We start from the raw sequence: 16118 nt of genomic DNA, 5'->3' as shown, positions 1-16118 counted from the left end.
GGCGGGACTTGAGGGGTCAGCGGGGCTTGCGGCAGAGGATCTCCCCGTGCAGGACGCCGAACCAGGCGTCCTCATGCGTGCCCCACTCCCGCCACGCCTCCGACACGGCCGTCAGCTGCCCGGTCGTCGCGTGCCCGCCGCCGGTCGCGCGGTCGGCGTACGCGGAGGCCAGCGTGCGGTCCGCCCACAGCCCGCTCCACCAGGCGATCTCCTCGGGCGTCGAGTAGCACCATGTGCCGGCGGAACACGTCAGGTCGTCCTGCGCGAAACCGGCCTTCAGGGCCCACGACTTCAAGAAACGCCCGGCGTCCGGCTCGCCGCCGTTGGCGCGGGTGACCCGCTCGTACAGGTCCAGCCAGTCGTCCATGGCGGGCAGCCGCGGGAACCAGGAGAACGCCGCGTAGTCGGACTCCCGTACGGCGATGATCCCGCCCGGCTTCGTCACCCGGCGCATCTCGCGCAGCGCCTGTACCGGGTCGCCCACGTGCTGCAGCACCTGGTGCGCGTGCACGACGCAGAACGTGTCGTCCGGCCAGTCCAGCGCGTGGACGTCCGCCGTCGTGAAGTCGACGTTGGTCAGGCCCCGTTCGGCGGCCGTGGCCCGCGCCTGGTCCAGGATGCCCTCGGCGTGGTCGGCGCCGGTGACGTGCCCGTCGGGAACCAGCTCGGCCAGGTCGGCGGTGATGGTGCCGGGGCCGCAGCCGATGTCCAGGATCTTCATGTGCGGCTTGAGCGAATCCAGCAGGTAGGCCGCCGAGTTGGCGGCGGTGCGCCAGGTGTGCGAGCGGAGCACGGACTCGTGGTGGCCGTGGGTGTATACGGCGGTCTCCTGCGACATGACTCGATCCCTTCGCGTGCGGCGGACCGCCGGAGGCGCCTGCCCCCGACGGTTTGATCACCGTACGCCCGTCAGCCGCATTGTGAGATACCCGTCTTGAATAATGGACACCTGGTCGGGTGGAGTGATGCCTGGCCGGGGCGGAGCGGAGTAATGCCCGGCCGTGTCAGAGCAGTGAGTGCGGCCGGTACACGCGCAGCCCCTCGTGCTCCTTGGTCACCCACAACTCCCCACCGCACTCGGTGACTTCACCGTCGAAGGCGAGCGGGGTGCCGGGTGCCACGCCGTCCACCCGCAGCCGCGTCAGGCGGGTCGCCGCGTGGAACGGTGAGCGGGACAGCGGCCCCGAGAGGGCCGCCGCGAGCAGCCGCACGCCGGGCAGCCGGCCGCCGTCCACCGTGCGCACGTCGAGCAGGCCGTCGGCCAGGTTCGCGCGCCGGCCCGCCGTCAGGCCCATCCGCCGGTACGTGCAGTTCCCGGCGAACAGCAGCCACAACGGCCGCTGCCTGCCGTGCAGTTCGACGGTCAGTGGATGGTCGCGGCGCAGCACGTACAGCGCCGCCACGACGTCCGCGAGCCGCCCGCCGACCCGGCCCGACCAGCGCTGCCGCTCCCGCACCAGCTCCGGATAGGCGCCCAGGCTCAGGGTGTTGAGGAAGATGCCGGAACCGTGCCCGGACGAGAAGCGGCCCACGTCCACGGCGACCGCGTGCCCGCCCTCGACGGCGCCCACCAGATCGCCGGTGTCCTCGATACCGAGGTCGTACGCGAAGTGGTTGAGGGTGCCGCCGGGCAGCACCGCGAGCGGCAGGTCGTGCCGGAGCGCCACGCGCGCGGCCGTGTTCACGGAGCCGTCGCCACCCGAGATGCCGAGCACGCGGGCGCGCGGCGCCGCCTTGTCGAGCTGCTGCTCCAGCTCGTCGCCCGCGCACTCGATGTACTCGGCGTGGGGCAGCGCGTCCCGCAGGGCCCGCACGCGCTCCGGGGTGCCCGCCCCGGTGTTCACGACCATCACCAGGCCCTCGCCGCCCGGCAGCGCCGGCACGTCGTCCACCAGGGGACGGCCCGGCGCGGGCATCTGGTCGCGGGTCGGCACCAGGCCGCGCACCGCGAAGGCCGCGCCCGCGCCGAGGGCCGCGCCCGCGAGGACGTCGGCGGGGAAGTGGGCGCCCGTGTAGACGCGGGAGGCCGCCACCGAGAACGCCACGGGGGCGACGAGCGCGCCCAAGCCGCGGGACTCCATGGCCACGCCCGTCGCGAAGGCCGCGGCCGAGGCCGCGTGCCCGGAAGGGAACGACGTCGTGAACGGCTGCCGCTTCAGCCGGCGCACCAGCGGCACCGGGTCCAGCGCGGGCCGCGCCCGACGCACCGAACGCTTGCCGAGGGTGTTGATGGTGGCCGAGGCGAGCGCCAGGGACGCCACTCCGCGCACGGCGGCCCGGCGGGCGCGCGGCGACCCGGACACGGCGAGGGCCCCGCCCACCGCGAACCACAGCACGCCGTGGTTCGCGGACCGGCTGAGTCGCGGCAGGATCCGCTCGGCGCCCGGCCAGTGCGCTCCCGCGGCGAACTCGAAGACACGCAGATCGAGGCCGGCGAGCCGCTCACGCAGCGTAGGGGGCACGGGCGGCGCCGGATCGAGGGTCGGACGCGAGGAGAACGGCTTCAGCGAATTGAGTGACTTCAGGGGCGACATGGGTGACAGGTACCCAGGCCAGGGGCGCGCACCCGGCGCCCTCCGGCCAATTCGTTTGCCCGTCACCCGCACGGGCGTCCAGAATGCGGGATCATGGGACATCTGGAAGCGGCACATCTTGAGTACTACCTCCCCGACGGGAGGGCGCTGCTCGGCGATGTCTCGTTCCGGGTCGGCGAGGGCGCCGTCGTCGCGCTCGTCGGGCCGAACGGAGCGGGCAAGACGACCCTCCTGCGCCTGATCTCCGGCGAGCTGCGACCGCACGGCGGCTCGGTCACCGTCGGCGGCGGCCTCGGCGTGATGCGCCAGTTCGTGGGGTCGGTCCGCGACGAGACGACCGTCCGCGACCTCCTCGTATCGGTGTCGTCGCCGCGCATCAGGGAGGCGGCGAAGGCGGTCGACGAGGCCGAGCACCTGATCATGACCGTCGACGACGAGGCCGCGCAGATGACGTACGCGCAGGCCCTCTCCGACTGGGCGGAGGCGCAGGGCTACGAGGCGGAGACCCTCTGGGACATGTGCACGACGGCGGCGCTCGGCATGCCGTACGACAAGGCGCAGTTCCGCGAGGTGAGCACGCTCTCCGGCGGTGAACAGAAGCGCCTCGTCCTCGAAGCCCTGCTGCGTGGCACGGACGAGGTCCTCCTCCTCGACGAGCCGGACAACTATCTGGACGTCCCCGGCAAGCGCTGGCTGGAGGAGAAGCTCCGCGAGACCCGCAAGACGGTCCTGTTCGTCTCCCACGACCGGGAGCTGCTCGCCCGCTCCGCGGAGAAGATCGTCAGCGTCGAGCCCAGCCCCGGCGGGGCCGACGCGTGGGTGCACGGCGGCGGCTTCTCGACGTACCACGAGGCGCGCCGCGAGCGTTTCGCGCGCTTCGAGGAGCTGCGCCGCCGCTGGGACGAGAAGCACGCACAGCTGAAGAAGCTGGTGGTCAACCTCCGGCAGGCGGCGAGCGTCAGCCACGAAATGGCTTCGCGCTACGCTGCCGCGCAGACGCGCCTGCGCAAGTTCGAGGAGGCGGGTCCGCCGCCGGAGCCGCCGCGCGAGCAGGACATCACGATGCGCCTCAAGGGCGGCCGCACCGGCATCCGGGCCGTGACCTGCGAGGACCTGGAACTGACCGGCCTCATGAAGCCCTTCTCGCTGGAGGTCTTCTACGGCGAGCGGGTCGCGGTCCTCGGGTCGAACGGCTCGGGGAAGTCGCACTTCCTGCGGCTGCTCGCGGGCGACGGGTCCGTGGGGCACACGGGCGCGTGGAAGCTCGGTGCGCGCGTGGTGCCGGGGCACTTCGCCCAGACCCACGCCCACCCCGAGCTCCAGGGCCGGCCGCTCCTCGACATCCTGTGGCGCGACCACGCGAAGGACAAGGGAGCGGCGATGTCCCTGCTGCGCCGCTACGAGCTGACCGCGCAGGCCGAGCAGAAGTTCGAGCGTCTGTCGGGTGGCCAGCAGGCCCGCTTCCAGATCCTGCTCCTGGAGCTGGAGGGCGCGACCGCGCTGCTGCTGGACGAGCCCACGGACAACCTCGACCTGGAGTCGGCGGAGGCGCTTCAGGAGGGCCTGGAGTCCTTCGACGGCACGGTCCTCGCGGTCACCCACGACCGCTGGTTCGCCCGCGCCTTCGACCGCTACCTGGTCTTCGGCTCGGACGGCCGCGTCCGCGAGACGGGTGAGCCGGTGTGGGACGAGCGGCGGGTCGAGCGCGCCAGGTAGGCGTGCGCGGCACCGCACATCAAGCCCCGCCGGCGATTGAGGCGCGGGGTCCGGGCGGATGAGAAGCTCTGCGATCCGGTGCTCACGGGCCGCGTCCACCAACGCCGGCACGCCCTCCGCCGCGGCGTCCCCCTGACCGCGCGCCTCGGCGAACAGCCGCTCCGACTCCCCGCGCGCGGAGCGCAGTTCGAAGTCGGCGCCGGTCCGGTCGACGTACACGGAGGCCATGGGGCCGGATCCATGGCTGCCTGCCGAAAGTCGTGGGTGTGGTGTGCCGCGCGCCTCAGGTGCCGCTGACCTGCTTGAGCAGGGCCGCGTCGAAGGCCTTGAGGTCGTCCGGGCGGCGGCTGGTGACCAGCACGTTCGGTCCGGCGGTGCAGACCTTCACCTGCTCGTCGACCCAAGTGCCGCCCGCGTTGCGGATGTCGGCGGCCAGGCTCGGGTACGAGGTCAGCGTGCGGTCGCGCACCACGTCGGCCTCGACGAGCGTCCACGCCGCGTGACAGATCGCCGCGACCGGCAGGCCCCGGTCGAAGAAGTCCCGTACGAACGCGACCGCTTCGGGGTCCGTGCGCAGCTGGTCCGGGTTGGCCACGCCGCCCGGCAGCACCAGCGCGTCGAAGCCGTCCGCCGACGCTCCGAGGGCCGCCACCGTCTTGTCGACCGGGAACTTGTCCGCCTTGTCGAGGTGGTCGAAGGCCTGGATCTCACCCTGCTTCGTCGATACGAGCACGGGTTCGCCGCCCGCGTCCCGCACCGCCTGCCAGGGGTCGGTCAGCTCAACCTGTTCGGCCCCCTCCGGCGCCACCAGGAACGCGATTCGCATCGTCGGTCAACTCCCTTGCTGAGTAGTGCTGTTGCTGCACAGTGCTGTTACCGGTCGAAGCGGTCGAACCGGTCGTGGGTCAGGGTCACATCGCCCAGGCTGACCATCCCGACCGCCCGCCCGTCCTGCACGACCGGCAGGCGGCGTACGGCGTGCTCGCGCATCAGGGCCACCGCGGCGGACACCTCGTCGTCCGGGCCGACGGCCACCGGATGCGGAGTGCACACCGCCTCCGCGCTCACGGTGAGCGGATCGGCCCCGTCGGCGACGGCCCGCAGCGTGATGTCACGGTCCGTGAGCACGCCCACGACCTGCGCCTCGTCAGCCACCAGCACATCCTTGATGTCCTGCGCCCGCATCAGCTGGGCGGCCTCGACCAGCGAGGCGTCGGGGCGTACCGCGACCACGCCGGGTGTCATGACGTCCCTCACTACATCGGCCATCGCCATCCGGCCTTTCCGCATCCTCGGGTGCACCGTGAATTCCGGCCCATGTACCCGACCGGCCCGGAGCTATTCCCCGTCATTTGTGAGGGCCTTGGCCAGGTCCGAGGCGTTTTGGAACACGGTTCCCGGCGGCAGCGCCGCCACCAGCTCGACGAGCCGGTCGGGGGCGGCCCGCTCACGCAGCCCGGCCGCGAGCGCCGCGGGCGTGGCCGGAAATGAGGTGCGGCCGAGGAGCCGTCCCAGTTCGAGCCGGACGGCGTCCAGGCGGCCGGGTCCGAGACCCGGTTCCACGGGGCCGCCCGCCACCTCCGGGTCGTCCTCCGCCGCGGGCTCGGGATCGTTCCACTCCTCGACCCGCGTGGGGTGACCGGACCGCAGCAGGCCCTGCAGTTCGTGCTTCATCTCGTCGTCGCGGTGCACGTTCAGCCGGTCGCTGCCTCGTTGCATCTTTCCCTCCAGTGACTCGGCGGTGCCCGACGCGTACCCGACCCCTTCGCGGTGACACCTGGTGGTTTGCCCCGGCCGGGCGGGGAGACCCGTGAGCGGTCGTTCCCTCTCGGACGACCGGCTGGAAGGACAGGCCATGGAGCTGCTGACGGTCCTGATCCCCGCGGGCATGCTGGGGTTCGTCCTGGTCCTCGGGCGGTACGAGGAGTGGCTGCTGCCCCGGCCCGAGGAGGCGGAACCCCGCGAACGTGCGGGCCCGGCCCGTTGAGTGCACGCTTGAGGTGTCGCCGTGTTTGCGGCGATGCCCGAGGGGCAGGCGAAAGACAGTGCTTCGGACAGGAGGCACGTCCGTGGGAGGGATACGACCGCGTCGTATCCGGTGGATCCGCAGGATCGCCCCGGGTGTGTCCGACTCGTCTGCGGGCGCGACTCCCACGGTGACCACCGAAACCAAGGCACCCTTCAGGGAGTTGCTCCAGATGCGTACGCGTACCAGCTCACCCCAGAACCCGGTGAAGCCCGGTGGACGCCACCCGCACGACGACGCCCCCGACACCGCTGAGGCCTTCGCCCGGCTCTGCGACCTGCCCGACGGGCCAGAGCGCGAGGAACTGCGCCAGGAGATCGTGGAGGCCTGGCTGCCGATGGCCGACCGGCTTGCGGGGCGATTCCGCAACCGCGGCGAGTCCTACGAGGATCTGCGGCAGGTAGCCGCGCTCGGCCTGGTCAAGGCCGTGGACCGATACGACCCGGCGCGCGGCAACGCCTTCGAGAGCTATGCCGTGCCCACCGTGACCGGCGAGATCAAGCGACACTTCCGCGACCACATGTGGACACTGCATGTGCCGCGCCGCGTCCAGGACCTGCGCAACAGGGTCCGGTTCGCGCAGCACGAACTCTCCACGAGCATCTCGGGGCGGGCCCCGACCCTCGCGGAGATCGCCGAGCACGCCAACATGACCGAGGACGAGGCACGTACCGGCCTGGAGGCACTGGAGAGCTTCACCGCGCTGTCCCTCGACGCGGAGCTGCCCGGCAGCGAGGACGGCTACTCGCTGTCGGACGCGCTCGGTGACGCCGACCCCGCGCTCGACGTCGTCGTCGACCGCGAGGCCGTCAAGCCGCGCATCGCGGAACTGCCGGAACGCGAGCGGGAGATCCTGTACATGCGGTTCTTCGGTGACATGACGCAGAGCCGGATCGCCGAGCAGTTGGGCATCTCGCAGATGCACGTGTCCCGGCTGATCAGCCGGTGCTGCGACCGCCTGCGCGACCAGGTGCTCTCGGACGCCGCGTAGGACGGTGCGCCGCGGGACGGCCCTATTTCCGCATCGCCAACGCGATGTGACGGGCCATCATGTCGAGCGTCTTCGCCTCCGCCATCGAGAAGGCGAGGCGGCCCGCGGACCGGAACAGGGTGAGCACACCCTGGACCGGTTCGCCGGGCGCGGCGATCAGCGGGACGCACAGCAGCGAGGTGACATCGGCGCGCACGAGCACCGGCGCCCCCGACGCGTCGTCACCCATGGCCCGCAGGTCCTCCGGGCGCACGAGCAGCGCCGGCGCGCCACCGCGCGCCGCCTCGACGACCAGCGGTCCCGCGGCCGGGTCCTGCGCGGCGATGTCCCGAACGGCCTCGTCGTCCGCGCCGAGCACCTCGATACGCTCCAGGCGCGCGGCCCCCTTGTCGGCCACCACCCAGTCGGCGAACCGGCCGTGCAGGACGTGGGAGGCGCGGCGCAGCAGTTCGGCCGGGTCGCCCACGGGGCTGCCGAGCAGCTCTCGCGCCATCGCGTCGAGCAGGTCGGTGAGCGCGGCGTGCCGGGTCGTCTCCGCGAGGTCGGGGACCGGCGCGGTGGGCCGGGCCGAGGCGGGCCCGACGGCGGCGGCCTCGGAGGGCTGGAGGACCGCGAGGACCGTGGTGCGCCGCTCGTTGCCCGGACGCAGGCCTGTGAGGACCGTGCGCACGGGGGCGTGCGGGTTCTGCTGCAGATGCACGGTCAGGCCGCGGTCCCCCTCGCCGCGGGCCACCGCCGCGACCTGCGAGCGGAACGCGGCCCGGTCGGCGTGCGCCAGGAACCCGGTCATCGGGCGGCCCGTCGCGTATCCGGCGCGTACGCCCGTGAAGGTCGTCGCCGCGAAGTTGAGGCGGCGCACCACCGACTCGCGGTCGACCAGCGCCACCGGCAGCGGCAGGCGCTGGAAGACGGCGCGCAGCAGCTGCTGCTCGTGCCGCTCGGCCATCGCGCTCCGGCTCGGGCTCGGGACCGCGGCCTCGTCCTGTTGGGGCCGAGCCGACAACTTCCCTGCTACATGGTCGAGTTCGAAGAGTGCCGCGTCGAGGACGGCGGGCAGATCCGCCGTCGGCACCGAGCGCGCCGCTTTCAACTCCGCCACACGGCGCACGAAATCGGCCAGCTCTTCATCGAATTCTTCCGTCTGCGCCATGCCCAGAACGTATCCCGTCCCGCGTTTTCGGGAGCCCGGTACGGGAAGCGAACCGACAAGGAGGCCTGAACCCGATGCGACAGAACGTGCCGGCCGAGCAGGACGACGACGCGGCCCACGTCGGAAGGTATCCGATGGCGCCGGGCCGACGCGCCACGGGTACAGCCGGATCGGAGCTCCCCGCCCGGCGGCTCTCCGAGCTCGCCGAGGGAGCGCTGCGGTGCACCGCGGAGTGCTGCGGCGCCGTCGCCACGGTGACCGACGGCGGCGACGAGCGGCCGACCGCGGTGACCCACCCCGATCTCGCCGCGCTCGTCTCCGTGCAGGACCGCAGCGGCGACGGGCCCATACCGGCGGCCGAGGAGGGCGGCGCCCCGGTCGACGCCAGTGACCTGCTCAACGACCGGCGCTGGCCCGACTACCGTGCGCTCGCCCTGGACTCCGGGGTGCGCTCCAGCGTCACCATCCCCTTCCGCAGCGGCGACCTCACGGTCACCCTCAGCCTGTACAGCTTCCGGCCCGGCTCCCTGGAGGCTGCGTCGCACGGCCCGATCCGCGCCCTCGGCGATCTGGCCGCGAGCTGCCTGGTGCGCGACCGCTCCTACCAGGCGGCACTCACCGAGGTCGACCAGTTGGGCTCGGCGCTGCGCTCACGGCCCGTGGTGGACCAGGCCTGCGGCATCGTCATGCATGTGCTGGGGTGCGCGCCGGACGACGCGTTCACCGTGCTGCGCCGAATCTCGCAGACGACGAACCGGAAACTGACGGATGTCGCCTCCGCCGTCGTCGAGCGGCGCGGACGCGGCCTGGAGCGCGAGTTCAGCGCAGTGGCGCGCTGACCGTCCGCCCCGCCCGGTCACCCGCCCGGCCCAGCCGCACGGTGCCGTCCCGCGCGCCCCGGTGCCCGGACGGGTACGTACAGGGGCAGGGGGACGGCCCCGCGGCCACGCCGCGCGCGGACACCGGGTGAGGTGTGACGCTGGAAGCAGGACCCGGCGGCCCGCGTCCCCGCGGCGGCCGCTCCCGTACAGCGACCCGCACCCGCACGACGGGCGGACGGCACGGAGGCAGCATGCGGCACCCGGAACCCACGGCCAGGACGTCAGGGCCCGGCGCCGCGCGGGCACGGGCCCCCGAAGGCCGGGGGCCCGTGCGGTACGGCCCGCCGCTGCCGGAGCCCGGCCTTCCGGTGCTGCCCGAACTGGCCGCCGTCGCCGCGGGCGCCGCGGCCCGCCCGGCGTCGGAGCCGCCCGGCGGGGCGCCCGCCCTGCTCGAAGCGGCCTGCGGCTACTGGCGGCGCCGCGGCCTCGACAGCGAACGCGAACAGCTCGGCGCGGCGCCCGGCGCGGCCCCGCTGCTGCTCGCCCTCACCGCCGCGCTCGGCGGCGACGTCCTGGTGCCGCGCCCCTGTTCGGCCTGGTGGGTGCCGCAGGCCAGGCTCCTGGGCCGCGCCGTCTACCACGTGCCGACGCCCGCCGAGTGCGGCGGCGTCCCCGACTCGACGGCCTTCCTGGAGACGGTCCGCCGGGTCAGGGCCGAGGGCGGCGACCCGCGCCTCCTCGTCCTGTCCGTGGCCGACGACCCGACGGCGACCGTGCCGCCGCCCGAGGTGCTGCACGAGGCCGTCGAAGCGGCCGCGGCCGAGGGGCTGCACGTGGTCAGCGACGAGACGTGGCGGGACACCCTGCACCCCGGCGCGGACTCCGTCCTGTTCAGCCCCGCCGAGATGTACCCGCGCGACGTCACCGTCCTCAACGACCTCACCGGCGCGTTCCTGCCGCCCTCGCTGCCCGCCGCCTGCGCCCGCTTCCCCGCCACCGAGCGGGGCGCCAGGCTGCGCGCCCGCGTCCTCGACTTCCTCACCGCGACGGGAGCGCTGCTCGCGGCGCCGGTCGCCGCCGCGGCCACGTACGTCCTGAACGAGACCGAGGAGATCACCGAGCGCCGCCGGATCGGTGCCGCCCTGCACGCGCAGGTCGCCGGGGCCGCGCACCGCGCCGTGCTCCGCGCGGGCGGCCTCGCCAGGCCGCCGCGGGCCGGCCGGCACCTCTACATGGACCTGGAGGAGCTGCGACCCAAGCTCGCCGTGCTCGGCGTCAGCGACTCCCAGGAGCTGGAGGACTTCCTCGGCGACCGGCTCGGGATGCCGGTCCCCGGCGGCCACCGCTTCGGCGACGAACAGGGCGCGCTGCGGGCGCGACTTTCGACGGGACCGCTGCTCGGGTCAACCCCCGAGGAACGCAGGGCGTCCCTCACCTCACCGGAGCCCTTGGAATTGCCGCACGTGGCACGGCAGTTGACCATGGTGGAGTCGACGCTCCGCGCCATCGGCGGGCAACCGGCAGGCGAAGGATGGGAGACCGAGCGATGACGCAGGCGTCCGAAGCACCCTCGGCCGTGGAGCGGGTCGATGCCCCCGCATCCCCACCGCCCCTCGTCGAGCCGCGGCCGCTCGGCGGGGGAGACACCGGAGCGCAGGACGTACCGCGCCGCTGGCCCAAATCCTTCGCACACCGGCTGACCGCACCGCTGCCGGGCCTGCGGGCCTTCGCCAGATTCGCCCGCGAGGGCGCGCTGCGGCCGCCCGCCGAGAGCCTGGCCGACATCCCGCAGCTGCCCTTCGCGCCCGGCCCGCTGCCGCGGGTCGACGCCCGCACGGCGGCCGTCACCTGGGTCGGGCACGCCAGCTGGATCGTCCGCATCGGCGGCCTCACGGTCCTCACCGACCCCGTCTGGTCCCGCAAGATCCTCGGCACCCCGGCCAGGGTCACCCCCGCGGGCGTCGCCTGGAGCGCGCTGCCCCGTATCGACGCCGTCGTCATCAGCCACAACCACTACGACCACCTGGACTGGCCGACCGTCAAAAGACTCCCGCGGGACACCCCGGTCCTCGTCCCCGCGGGCCTCGCCCGCTGGTTCACGCGGCGCGGCTTCACGAAGGTCACCGAGCTGGACTGGTGGGAGGCGGCGGAGCTGAACGGCGTCCGCTTCGACTTCGTGCCGGCCCACCACTGGTCCAAGCGCAGCCTCGTCGACACCTGCCGCACCCTGTGGGGCGGCTGGGTCCTCACCGACTCCGAAGGACAGCGGATCTACTTCGCCGGCGACACCGGCTACGGCCACTGGTTCTCGCAGATCGGCCGCCGCTACCCGGGCATCGACCTGGCGCTGCTCCCCATCGGCGCGTACGAGCCGCGCTGGTGGCTGAAGGACGTGCACTGCGACCCGGAGGACGCGGTGCGGGCGGCGCAGGACGTGGGCGCGCGCCGGATGGCGCCGATGCACTGGGCGACGTTCCTGCTGTCGGCCGAGCCGGTCCTCGAACCGCTCCACCGGCTCCGCGCCGCCTGGGAGAAGGCGGGCCTGCGGCGCGCCGACCTGTGGGACGTGCCGGTGGGCGGCTCACGCGTGCTGACTGCCTGACTCCCGCCCCCGCGCCTTGCGCCACAGGCTCGGCGCCACGCTGATCAGCACGGTCAGGGCGATCGCGGCGACGACGCCCTGCCACGGCTCCGGGAAGAGGGAGCCGCCGAGGATGCCGATCACCTGGTACGTCGCCGCCCACGCGAGGCAGGCGGGGACGTCGCCACGGGCGAATTGCCGCAGCGGCATCTTCGCCATCAGGCAGGCCAGCATCACGGGGATCCGCCCCGCCGGCACGAGGCGGGACAGCACGAGCACCATCACCCCGTGGTCGGCGAGCTTGTCCTGCGCCTGCGCGAGCCGCTCCTCCGGGGCCCGCGACCGGATCGCCTCCAGCCACTTCGAACCGTTCTTGGAGCGCATGCCGCGCTGCCCCAGCCAGTACAGGACGATGTCGCCGAGGAACGCGGCGAGCGCGGCCACCACGAAGACGAGCAGCAGCGTGAGCGGCGCGTCGTGGTGGAACGCGACGACCGCCGCGGAACTCACGAGCGCGCCGGTCGGAATGACCGGGACGAGTGCCCCGAAGAAGACGAGCAGGAACAACGAGGGGTAGCCGACGGCCTGTTGGGTCGTCTCGGGCGGCACCTGGGTCGCTGCGGAGAGCATCACCGGCGCGCTCCCGGCCGAGGGTTTCCGGGCCGACGGGTTCCGGGCCGTGGGGGTGCGGGCCTTGGGGTTGCGGGGCGTCTCATCCGGCCACCTCCGGCAGTACGCTCTCGCCCTGGTCGAGCCGGTGCACCGTCACGCCGGGCGCGCGCAGCGCCGCCTGCCGGACGAACTCGTCGCCCGGCGCGTGGAACTCGTGCGGCCGCACCGCGTCCATGCCGATCGGCCAGTACGTCCCGTAGTGCACGGGCACCGCGCTGCGCGGTGCGATCCGGGCGAGCGCCTCGGCGGCCCGGCCCGCGTCGAGATGACCGGCCCCGAGGTACGGGCCCCAGCCGCCGACCGGCAGCAGCGCCACGTCGACCTCGCCCACGGCCTCCGCCATGCCCTCGAAGAGCCCGGTGTCGCCCGCGAAGTACGTACGGGCCTCGCCGTTCACCACGTAGCCGAGCGCGGGGGCCATGCGCGGTCCGACCGGGAGCCTGCGGCCGTCGTGCTCGGCGCGGACCGCCTCGATCACCACCTGCCCGACCTCGACGCGCGCGCCCGCCTCCACCTCGATGATCTTCAGCGTGCTGAGCTTGCGCAGCGTCGGCACCGCGCGCGGGGCGCCCTTCGGCACGAGCACGCGCGTACCGGGCGCGAGCCGGGCGAGCGAGGGCACGTGCAGATGGTCGGCGTGCAGGTGGGAGACGAGGACGACGTCCGCCTCTGCCGCGCGCGGCGGCGGGGGCGCGCCGCGCCGGCGGCGCAGATGCGCGAGACGCCTCGCGAAGAGCGGATCCGTCAGCACGCGCGTGCCCGCGTCCTCGACGGTGCAGGTGGCATGACCCCACCAGGTGACCTCCACCGGCACGCGCTCCTCCTTGTGCTCCTTCGGGCGACTCCCTTGAGCCTACGTGCAGGAGTAGGGTCGACGCCGAAAGCTGTGGTGAGGGGGGACGCATGGGGGCATCCGACGGGAGCGGTGACGCGGTGCGGGTCGCGGCGATCGCCAGCCTGATCCCGCTGGAGGAGCTGGACGCCGACCCCTTCCTGGTGGATTCGCGCAGTCAGCACGCCATGTGCGCGCGCTGGGCCGCCGAGCGTGGCTACGTGATCACCCGCGAGCTGCTGGTCCACTCGGTCCGCCCCGACCACGAGGTGCTGTGGGCGGACGTCGACGCCGGCCTCGTCGATGTGTTCGTCGCCCCCTGCGAGCGGGTCCTGCGCGCGGCGCTCCGCTCGGTCGACGCGTTCTCGGCGGAGTGCGCGCGGCGCGGCATCCGCCTCGAAACGGCGGGCCTGGCGGAACCGTCGTACGACGCGCAGATGAAGGCCCGCGTCCACCGCCGCCTCTCCATGCCGACAGCCGGCTACGACGGCTGCTAGCCATTTCAAGCCCCTGCGGCGATTGAGCAGCGGGGTCCGGGGCGGAGCCCCGTGGCCGTCACACCGTCTGAGCGCAAAGGGTATGAAACCCTGACCACACGTGACCAGACGAAGGGAGCCGAAAGTGGCCGGAGGCCGATGGTGGCGGCGAGCCGGAAGCACCGCCTGGCGGTCCGTCGCGGTCTGGGCCGCATGCACCCTCACCATGATGGTCCTCGCAGGCCTGCTGCCCGACTTCAAGCTGACGTCCGACGACGGCGACAGCATGACCCGCGTCGCCATCACCGCCGCCCTCGGCGCCGCCGCCTTCGCCCTGCTGTCGGCCCTGGTCTGGCCGATCCTCGTACGCGCCCTGCTGCTCGTGCCCGCGCTCGTCCTCGGCCTCGTCGTGTTCTTCCTCAACGGCGCCCTGCTGCTCATCGCGCTGCACCTCATCCCGGACGGCAGGGGAGAGGCGGGACCCGAGACCGCGGTCGTCGTGGCCGCGGTCATGTCGGCCGTGGCGTCCGCGGCCGGCGGTGCGCTGGCCGTCCGGGACGACGACGCGTACCGCAGGCGCCTGTACCGGCTCGCCGACCGCAGGCGCCGCAGGGGCTCCGACGACACCGCCACCTGCCCGCCCACCCCCGGCACCGTCTTCATCCAGCTCGACGGCGTCGGTCACGAGGTGCTGGGCCGCGCCGCGCGCGACGACGTCATGCCGACGGTCGGCGCGTGGCTGCGCGACGGCGGCCACCGCCTCACCCCGTGGCGCACCGACTGGTCGAGCCAGACCGGCGCCAGCCAGCTCGGCATCCTGCACGGCTCCAACGAGGACGTCCCGGCCTTCCGCTGGTACGAGAAGGACACCGGCGAGACCCAGGTGTCCAACCGGCCCACCAGCGCCGCCGAACTCCAGCGCCGCGCCGTCGCGCGCACCGGCGACGGCGGACTGCTCACCGTCGACGGCGCCAGCCGCGGCAACCTGTTCAGCGGCGGCGCCGAACAGGTCGCGCTCGTGCTGTCCGTGGCGGCCCGGCGCGGCAAGGAGAACCGCTCGCGGGCCGGTTACTTCGCCTACTTCTCCGACCCGGCCAACGCCGTCCGTACCGCGCTGTCCTTCTTCGCCGAGGTCGGCCGCGAGATCGGCCAGTCCACGCGGGCGCGCCTGTGCAAGCAGCGCCCGCGGATCGGGCGCGGTGGCCTGTATCCGTTCATCCGCGCGTTCGCGACCGTCGTCGAGCGCGACGTCGTCGTCGCCGCCGTCATCGGCGACATGCTCGCGGGCCGCAGCGCCGTCTACGCCGACCTCGTCGCCTACGACGAGGTGGCGCACCACTCGGGCCCGTTCGGCCGCGACGCGCGGCAGGTCCTCGAACGCCTCGACCGCTCGCTCGCGCTGCTCGTCAAGGTCGCCGACCACGCGCCGCGCCCGTACCGCATCGTCGTCCTCTCCGACCACGGGCAGAGCCCCGGCGAGACCTTCCGCGGCCGCTACGGACTCACCCTCCAGGACCTCGTGCGGGCGGGCTGCGGGCTGCCCGTGCCGCGCAAGGCGGGCCGCACCCGCAGCGGCGCCGAGGCCCGCGCCGCCGTGCGGGCCGCGCTGCACCGGCCCGTCGAGGCGGGCGCGGGCAAGGGCCGCCGCAGCGAACCGATCGTGCTGGCCTCCGGCAACCTCGGCCTCGTCTCGTTCCCGGACGTCCCGCACCGCATGACCCGCGAGGAGATCGACGCCCGCAACCCCGCCCTGCTGCCGACCCTCGCCAACCATCCCGGCATCGGCTTCCTCCTCGTACGCAGCGAAGAGCACGGCGCGGTCGTGCTCGGGGCGAAGGGCGCGGAAGTGCCGCTGGCCGAGCTGGCCGACGGCGAGGGGCCGCTCGCCGACTTCGGCCCCGGCGCCGCCGACGCCGTGCGCCGCACCGACTCCTTCGAGCACACCGCCGACATCATGGTCAACTCCATGTACGACCCGCTGGACGGCGAGGTCCACGCCTTCGAGGAGCAGATCGGCTCGCACGGCGGGCTCGGCGGCGCCCAGAGCCGGCCGTTCCTGCTCTCGCCCGCCGAGCTGTCCGAGCCGGTGCCGGAGGGCGAGGTCCTGGTCGGCGCCGAGCAGGTGCACCGGGTGCTGCGCCGCTGGCTGACCGAGGGCCACGGACCGCAGATCCCGATGCGGGTCGCGCCGCTGCCCCTGGCCCCACCTGCGACGGAGCCCCTGGAGCGGGCCGTGGAGAAATCCCTCCGGCGCGAGCCCGACGGTGGATCATTTGCGGCCACGCCCCCCGAGCCGCAGGACAATTCCGCCTGATTTGG

General features: G+C 73.6%; 16 protein-coding genes. 8 read left to right on the top strand and 8 right to left on the bottom strand.

Annotated elements, in window-relative coordinates; all coding sequences use genetic code 11:
• Nucleotides 1-16 precede the first annotated feature (16 nt).
• Nucleotides 17-838 (bottom strand): class I SAM-dependent methyltransferase, encoded by an 822-nt coding sequence (locus tag ACP4E5_RS11795; RefSeq protein ID WP_425827731.1) that lies wholly within the window; start codon nucleotides 836-838, stop codon nucleotides 17-19.
• 166 nt (nucleotides 839-1004) lie between these two features.
• Nucleotides 1005-2534, bottom strand: coding sequence for a bifunctional phosphatase PAP2/diacylglycerol kinase family protein (locus tag ACP4E5_RS11790; RefSeq protein WP_425827729.1), 1530 nt, complete (start codon nucleotides 2532-2534; stop codon nucleotides 1005-1007).
• Nucleotides 2535-2627: 93 nt separating this feature from the next.
• Here ACP4E5_RS11790 and ACP4E5_RS11785 point away from each other — a divergent pair, with 93 nt between their 5' ends.
• A complete protein-coding gene (locus ACP4E5_RS11785) occupies nucleotides 2628-4250 on the top strand; it encodes an ABC-F family ATP-binding cassette domain-containing protein (protein ID WP_425827727.1) in 1623 nt (540 codons plus the stop codon).
• A 283-nt stretch (nucleotides 4251-4533) separates the two neighbouring features.
• On the opposite strand, the gene ACP4E5_RS11780 is transcribed toward ACP4E5_RS11785, so the two are convergent.
• The 3 genes from ACP4E5_RS11780 to ACP4E5_RS11770 form a co-directional block, all read right to left on the bottom strand.
• Nucleotides 4534-5076, bottom strand: a complete 543-nt coding sequence (locus ACP4E5_RS11780; protein WP_425827725.1) for a type 1 glutamine amidotransferase domain-containing protein — start codon at nucleotides 5074-5076, stop codon at nucleotides 4534-4536.
• A gap of 47 nt (nucleotides 5077-5123) precedes the next feature.
• Nucleotides 5124-5519 carry a CBS domain-containing protein gene (locus ACP4E5_RS11775; RefSeq protein WP_425827723.1) on the bottom strand — a complete coding sequence of 132 codons (396 nt, stop codon included), beginning with the start codon at nucleotides 5517-5519 and terminating at the stop codon, nucleotides 5124-5126.
• A 69-nt stretch (nucleotides 5520-5588) separates the two neighbouring features.
• Nucleotides 5589-5969, bottom strand: a complete 381-nt coding sequence (locus ACP4E5_RS11770; RefSeq protein WP_425827721.1) for a DUF2795 domain-containing protein — start codon at nucleotides 5967-5969, stop codon at nucleotides 5589-5591.
• Nucleotides 5970-6060: 91 nt separating this feature from the next.
• Here ACP4E5_RS11770 and ACP4E5_RS11765 point away from each other — a divergent pair, with 91 nt between their 5' ends.
• Nucleotides 6061-6237, top strand: a complete 177-nt coding sequence (locus ACP4E5_RS11765; RefSeq protein ID WP_425827719.1) for a hypothetical protein — start codon at nucleotides 6061-6063, stop codon at nucleotides 6235-6237.
• Nucleotides 6238-6448: 211 nt separating this feature from the next.
• Nucleotides 6449-7267 (top strand): RNA polymerase sigma factor SigF, encoded by an 819-nt coding sequence (locus ACP4E5_RS11760; RefSeq protein WP_425827717.1) that lies wholly within the window; start codon nucleotides 6449-6451, stop codon nucleotides 7265-7267.
• A 22-nt stretch (nucleotides 7268-7289) separates the two neighbouring features.
• Here the strand turns inward: ACP4E5_RS11760 and ACP4E5_RS11755 are convergent, their stop codons facing one another.
• The gene (locus tag ACP4E5_RS11755) at nucleotides 7290-8417 is read right to left on the bottom strand and encodes a PAS domain-containing protein (RefSeq protein WP_425827715.1); all 1128 of its coding nucleotides are present in this window, start codon (nucleotides 8415-8417) and stop codon (nucleotides 7290-7292) included.
• Nucleotides 8418-8551: 134 nt separating this feature from the next.
• Here ACP4E5_RS11755 and ACP4E5_RS11750 point away from each other — a divergent pair, with 134 nt between their 5' ends.
• The 3 genes from ACP4E5_RS11750 (at nucleotide 8552) to ACP4E5_RS11740 (ending at nucleotide 11840) form a co-directional block, all read left to right on the top strand.
• Entirely contained in the window at nucleotides 8552-9256 is a 705-nt protein-coding gene (locus ACP4E5_RS11750; protein WP_425841223.1) for an ANTAR domain-containing response regulator, read from the top strand.
• 233 nt (nucleotides 9257-9489) lie between these two features.
• Entirely contained in the window at nucleotides 9490-10788 is a 1299-nt protein-coding gene (locus tag ACP4E5_RS11745) for an aminotransferase class I/II-fold pyridoxal phosphate-dependent enzyme (protein WP_425827713.1), read from the top strand.
• A complete protein-coding gene (locus tag ACP4E5_RS11740) occupies nucleotides 10785-11840 on the top strand; it encodes an MBL fold metallo-hydrolase (RefSeq protein WP_425827711.1) in 1056 nt (351 codons plus the stop codon). Before ACP4E5_RS11745 ends, ACP4E5_RS11740 begins: the two co-directional genes overlap by 4 nt.
• On the opposite strand, the gene ACP4E5_RS11735 is transcribed toward ACP4E5_RS11740, so the two are convergent.
• Both ACP4E5_RS11735 and ACP4E5_RS11730 read right to left on the bottom strand, forming a co-directional pair.
• Nucleotides 11820-12449 (bottom strand): DedA family protein, encoded by a 630-nt coding sequence (locus tag ACP4E5_RS11735; protein WP_425827709.1) that lies wholly within the window; start codon nucleotides 12447-12449, stop codon nucleotides 11820-11822. The two genes, ACP4E5_RS11740 and ACP4E5_RS11735, sit on opposite strands and share 21 nt — an antisense overlap.
• Before the next feature lie 82 nt (nucleotides 12450-12531).
• Nucleotides 12532-13305, bottom strand: coding sequence for an MBL fold metallo-hydrolase (locus tag ACP4E5_RS11730; protein ID WP_425827707.1), 774 nt, complete (start codon nucleotides 13303-13305; stop codon nucleotides 12532-12534).
• Between the two features lie 89 nt (nucleotides 13306-13394).
• Here ACP4E5_RS11730 and ACP4E5_RS11725 point away from each other — a divergent pair, with 89 nt between their 5' ends.
• Together ACP4E5_RS11725 and ACP4E5_RS11720 are read left to right on the top strand one after the other, a co-directional pair.
• Nucleotides 13395-13820, top strand: a complete 426-nt coding sequence (locus ACP4E5_RS11725) for a hypothetical protein (RefSeq protein WP_425827705.1) — start codon at nucleotides 13395-13397, stop codon at nucleotides 13818-13820.
• Between the two features lie 205 nt (nucleotides 13821-14025).
• On the top strand, nucleotides 14026-16113 hold the full coding sequence (locus ACP4E5_RS11720) for an alkaline phosphatase family protein (protein WP_425827703.1): 2088 nt from the start codon (nucleotides 14026-14028) through the stop codon (nucleotides 16111-16113).
• The last annotated feature ends 5 nt before the right edge of the window (nucleotides 16114-16118 follow it).

Source organism: Streptomyces fractus, from assembly GCF_049844455.1.
In the GTDB taxonomy this organism is placed as follows: Bacteria; Actinomycetota; Actinomycetes; order Streptomycetales; family Streptomycetaceae; genus Streptomyces; species Streptomyces fractus.
This window is presented reverse-complemented; position numbering and strand designations above follow the sequence as displayed.

Bases quoted from the DNA above. Each gene is read 5' to 3' on its own strand.
- ACP4E5_RS11785 (WP_425827727.1), top strand. From the start codon at position 2,628: ATGGGACATCTGGAAGCGGCACATCTTGAGTACTACCTCCCCGACGGG.
- ACP4E5_RS11725 (WP_425827705.1), top strand. From the start codon at position 13,395: ATGGGGGCATCCGACGGGAGCGGTGACGCGGTGCGGGTCGCGGCGATC.
- ACP4E5_RS11790 (WP_425827729.1), bottom strand. From the start codon at position 2,534: ATGTCGCCCCTGAAGTCACTCAATTCGCTGAAGCCGTTCTCCTCGCGT.
- ACP4E5_RS11780 (WP_425827725.1), bottom strand. From the start codon at position 5,076: ATGCGAATCGCGTTCCTGGTGGCGCCGGAGGGGGCCGAACAGGTTGAG.
- ACP4E5_RS11745 (WP_425827713.1), top strand. From the start codon at position 9,490: ATGCGGCACCCGGAACCCACGGCCAGGACGTCAGGGCCCGGCGCCGCG.
- ACP4E5_RS11735 (WP_425827709.1), bottom strand. From the start codon at position 12,449: ATGCTCTCCGCAGCGACCCAGGTGCCGCCCGAGACGACCCAACAGGCC.
- ACP4E5_RS11760 (WP_425827717.1), top strand. From the start codon at position 6,449: ATGCGTACGCGTACCAGCTCACCCCAGAACCCGGTGAAGCCCGGTGGA.
- ACP4E5_RS11750 (WP_425841223.1), top strand. From the start codon at position 8,552: ATGGCGCCGGGCCGACGCGCCACGGGTACAGCCGGATCGGAGCTCCCC.
- ACP4E5_RS11795 (WP_425827731.1), bottom strand. From the start codon at position 838: ATGTCGCAGGAGACCGCCGTATACACCCACGGCCACCACGAGTCCGTG.
- ACP4E5_RS11720 (WP_425827703.1), top strand. From the start codon at position 14,026: ATGATGGTCCTCGCAGGCCTGCTGCCCGACTTCAAGCTGACGTCCGAC.
- ACP4E5_RS11775 (WP_425827723.1), bottom strand. From the start codon at position 5,519: ATGGCCGATGTAGTGAGGGACGTCATGACACCCGGCGTGGTCGCGGTA.
- ACP4E5_RS11770 (WP_425827721.1), bottom strand. From the start codon at position 5,969: ATGCAACGAGGCAGCGACCGGCTGAACGTGCACCGCGACGACGAGATG.
- ACP4E5_RS11755 (WP_425827715.1), bottom strand. From the start codon at position 8,417: ATGGCGCAGACGGAAGAATTCGATGAAGAGCTGGCCGATTTCGTGCGC.
- ACP4E5_RS11740 (WP_425827711.1), top strand. From the start codon at position 10,785: ATGACGCAGGCGTCCGAAGCACCCTCGGCCGTGGAGCGGGTCGATGCC.